Consider the following 826-nt stretch of genomic DNA (forward strand, 5'->3'; position numbering starts at 1 on the left):
TACTATGGGGCAGCTCGAATAACACTTGATTTCGGCGTCATCAGCGAGCCATGCGTTTGAATGCGTCTAGCAACGCGTGAGCATGGTCGTTCCCCGACCTCTTTACCAGGTTGTGGTGCTCGTTTTCTGCGGTCCGCACGGACCTCGGGCGTCAGAATGCCTCGACCCCGGCCTCCTTCAGATAGACCAGACGCTGCAAGTTGTAAGCAGCGACCTTCCAGTTCAGGTGCAGCCTGGCGCGTGCCAGGCCAATGCAGCGCAGTGTCTTGCCACCCATCTGTGCCAGGCCCGCGAACACGTGCTCGATGCGGGCACGCGTCTTGGCAATGCGATGATTGCGCCGCTGCTGGGCCTCAGAGAGCGGCTGGTCCTTGCTGCCTTTGCGCTGGATATGCATGCGCCAGCCCTGTTTGCTCAGCCGCGCTTCGCGCTCCCCATCGACATACCCCTTGTCGGCCAGGATGTCCCGGTTCGTGTTAGCGGGATCGAGCACGTCCTCGAAATGCAGGGTGTCGTGTTCGCTTGCCGTGCTCACCTTGATCTTGCGCACCAGCTTGTAACGCTTGTCAGCATTGGCTGACACCTTGTAGCCGAAGTAGGACTTGCCGTGTTTCTTCGTCCAGCGTGCATCCATATCCTTCTGGCGCCGCTTGGCCGGCTTCCAGTCAGCCGGCATCGCGCCTTCGCTGACGATGGCTTTCTCTTCTTTGCTCAACGACTGCCTGGGCGCCTCCACGATGCTCGCGTCGATCATCTGGCCGCCGCGCGCAATGTAGCCGTGCCTGGCCAACTGGCGATTCACGGCATCGAACACGCTCTCGCTGGC

At 60.9% G+C, this 826-nt stretch carries 1 protein-coding gene; it reads right to left on the bottom strand.

What is annotated here, in order from left to right:
* Positions 1–151 precede the first annotated feature (151 nt).
* On the bottom strand, positions 152–826 hold a 675-nt coding region (locus tag JK635_RS29050), incomplete at its 5' end, for an IS5 family transposase (RefSeq protein ID WP_202655543.1).

The organism is Neobacillus paridis (assembly GCF_016765675.1).
GTDB lineage: Bacteria > Bacillota > Bacilli > Bacillales > Cytobacillaceae > Neobacillus > Neobacillus paridis.